The sequence below is a fragment of the Xanthomonas sp. SHU 166 genome (assembly GCF_000364685.1).
Classification (GTDB): Bacteria; Pseudomonadota; Gammaproteobacteria; order Xanthomonadales; family Xanthomonadaceae; genus Xanthomonas_A; species Xanthomonas_A sontii.
In genome coordinates this window covers 1-2,692 of the sequence record NZ_AQOJ01000967.1, presented here as the reverse complement: position 1 = coordinate 2,692, position 2,692 = coordinate 1, and the positions used below count along the sequence as shown (strand labels likewise).

The 2,692-nt window shown below is 71.1% G+C and carries 4 protein-coding genes; all 4 read right to left on the bottom strand.

Going from position 1 to position 2,692, the window contains the following annotated elements; genetic code table 11:
* Positions 1-1,336, bottom strand: a 1,336-nt coding sequence (locus D180_RS21635) for a heme lyase CcmF/NrfE family subunit (protein ID WP_017914418.1), incomplete at its 3' end; no start/stop codon positions are given.
* 37 nt (positions 1,337-1,373) lie between these two features.
* Positions 1,374-1,853, bottom strand: a complete 480-nt coding sequence (gene ccmE, locus D180_RS21630; protein ID WP_017914417.1) for a cytochrome c maturation protein CcmE — start codon at positions 1,851-1,853, stop codon at positions 1,374-1,376.
* Complete coding sequence (gene ccmD, locus D180_RS21625) at positions 1,837-2,049, bottom strand: heme exporter protein CcmD (protein ID WP_017914416.1); 213 nt, start codon at positions 2,047-2,049, stop codon at positions 1,837-1,839. The genes ccmE and ccmD overlap by 17 nt, the downstream gene beginning before the upstream one ends.
* Positions 2,046-2,692: heme ABC transporter permease CcmC (gene ccmC / locus D180_RS21620; protein WP_017914415.1), on the bottom strand; the 647-nt coding region annotated here is incomplete at its 5' end. The genes ccmD and ccmC, both read right to left, overlap by 4 nt.

The window sequence follows — 2,692 nt, the reverse complement described above, 5'->3', positions numbered from 1 at the left end:
TGCCCGCGCTCAGCAGCCACGCCAGCAGCGCGCAGGCCAGTGCGGCCAGCCCGGCGCGCGCGGCCACCGCGCGCAGTGCGCCCGGTTCGGTGCGGCCCCAGCGCAGGTACGGACCGAACGGCAACAGCAGCACCACCGGCAGCATCAGCAGCGGGAACAGCAGGCCGAAGTAGGGCGGCCCGACCGAGATCTTGCCCAGCCGCAGCGCATCGCCGAGCAGCGGGAACAGCGTGCCCAGCAGCACCATCGCCGCGGCTACGCTGAGCATCAGGTTGCCGACCAGAATCGCGGTCTCCCGCGACAGCGCGGCGAACGGCTTGCCCGCGGCCAGACGTGGCGCGCGCAGTGCGTACAGCAGCAGCGAGCCGCCGACCACCAGCACCAGGAAGCCGAGGATGTACAGGCCGCGGCGCGGGTCGGCGGCGAAGGCGTGTACCGAGGTCAGCACGCCCGAGCGCACCAGGAAGGTGCCCAGCAACGACAGCGAGAACGCCAGGATCGACAGCAGCAGGGTCCAGGCGCCGAGCGCGCCGCGCTTCTCGGTGACCGCCTGGGTGTGGATCAGCGCCGCGCCGACCAGCCACGGCATGAAGCTGGCGTTCTCCACCGGATCCCAGAACCACCAGCCGCCCCAGCCCAACTCGGCATAGGCCCACCAGCTGCCGGCGACGATGCCGGCGCTGAGGAAGCCCCAGGCGACATTGGTCCACGGCCGCGCCCAGCGCACCCAGGCCTGCTGCTGTTCGCCGCCGAGCAGGGCGGCGATGGCGAAGGCGAAGGCCACCGAGAAGCCGACATAGCCGGTGTACAGCACCGGTGGATGCAGCACCATGCCCGGGTCCTGCAGCACCGGATTGAGCTCGTTGCCGTCGCGCGGCATCGGCGACAGCCGTACGAACGGGTTGGAGGTGAACAGGACGAAGGCCAGGAAGCCGCTGGAGATCAGCCCGAGCACGCCGAGTACGCGCGCGGCGAACGCCTCCGGCAAGTGCCGGCCGCTGCGCGCCAGCGCCACCGTCCACAGGTTGAGGATGGCGATCCACAGCAGCAGCGAGCCTTCGTGCGCGCCCCACACCGCGGCCAGTCGATAGTACCAGGGCTGCGCCAGGTTGGCGTTGGCGGCGACGTAGCGCACCGAGAAATCCAGCTGCAGCAACACGTAGCCGAGCAGGCCGAAGGCCAGCCAGGCGAAGCCGGCCTGGGCGTAGGCGGCCGGCCGCGCCACCGCCATCCAGGCGCGCTGGCCGCGCCAAGCGCCGAGCAGCGGCAATACGGCCTGCACCAATGCCAGCAGCAGGGCCAGGATCAGCGCGCACTGGCCGAGTTCGGCGCTCATCGCGCGGCGCTCCCGGCGCGGTGGGGCACGATCGGCCTCATGGCCGTGCCGTCGCTGCAGCGGCTGCCGCAGTGTTGCCGACGTGGGCGCGCTCGGCATGCGCCTGCGCCATTGCGTCCTTCAGTTCCTGCGGCATGTAGGTCTCGTCGTGCTTGGCCAGCACTTCGGTGGCGACGAAGCGCGCGCCCTGCATCGAGCCGGTGGCGATCACCGCCTGGTTGTCGCGGAACAGGTCGGGCAGGATGCCGGTGTAGGCCACGGCGGTGGCGCCGGCCTTGTCGATCACGGTGAACTGCACCTGCAGCGCATCGGCACTGCGCGTGATCGAGCCGGCCTTGACCATGCCGCCGAGCCGGAACACCCGGTAGTCCCTGGCCGCGCCGGCCTGCACCTGGCTGGGCGTGAACAGGTAGCTGACGTTGTGCTGCAGGGCCAGCACGAACAGGCCGGTGGCCAGCGCCGCGGCGCCGAGCAACAGCAGCACCAGCAGCAGGCGGCGCTTACGGGTGGGATGCATTGCGCGCTCCGTTGGTCGCAACGTTGCCGCGGGCACGGCGTGCCTGTTCGCGCGCCACTTGCGCACGGATGTCGGCGAGCAGGCGGCGCTGGCGGCGGCGCGGCAGCACGCTGTCCAGAATCAGCACCAGCAAGGCCAGTGCGTACGCGCTCCACACGTAGACGGCGTAGCCGCCCATCGCCCAGAACCCGCTCATGCCGCGTGTTCCGCGGGCAGCGGCACGACATCGGCGGGCGTCGCCGGCACCGGCGCGGCCTGCAGCGCGATCGCACGCACCCAGGCCTTGCCGCGCTCCAGCGCCAGCAAGTCGCTGCGCATGCGCCCGCACAGGCTGGCGACGTAGTAGCACTTGCTGGCGACCACGCCGGTCAGCAGCGGCCACAGCATCGACAGCGGCATCTTCGACGGGCCCAGCACGCGCACCGTGGAACCCTGGTGCAAGGTGTTCCACCACACCACCGAGTAATGCACGATCGGCAGGTTGATCAGCCCGACCAGCGCCAGCAGCGCGGCGGCGCGCGCGCCCTGGCGCGGATCGTCGATGGCACGGTGCAGGCCGATCACGCCCAGGTACAGGAACAGCAGCACCAGTTCCGAGGTCAGCCGCGCGTCCCAGGTCCACCAGGTGCCCCACATCGGCCGGCCCCACAGCGAGCCGGTGCACAGGGTGACGAAGGTGAAGGCCGCGCCGATCGGCGCCGAGGCCATGCAGGCGATTTCCGCCAGTTTCACCCGCCACACCAGCGCGACCAGGCCGGCCAGGCCCATCGCGGCGTAGACGAACAGGCTCATCCACGCGCACGGCACGTGCACGAAAATGATGCGGTAGGCGTCGTGCT

Bases quoted from the DNA above. Each gene is read 5' to 3' on its own strand.
- ccmE (WP_017914417.1), bottom strand. From the start codon at position 1,853: ATGCATCCCACCCGTAAGCGCCGCCTGCTGCTGGTGCTGCTGTTGCTC.
- ccmD (WP_017914416.1), bottom strand. From the start codon at position 2,049: ATGAGCGGGTTCTGGGCGATGGGCGGCTACGCCGTCTACGTGTGGAGC.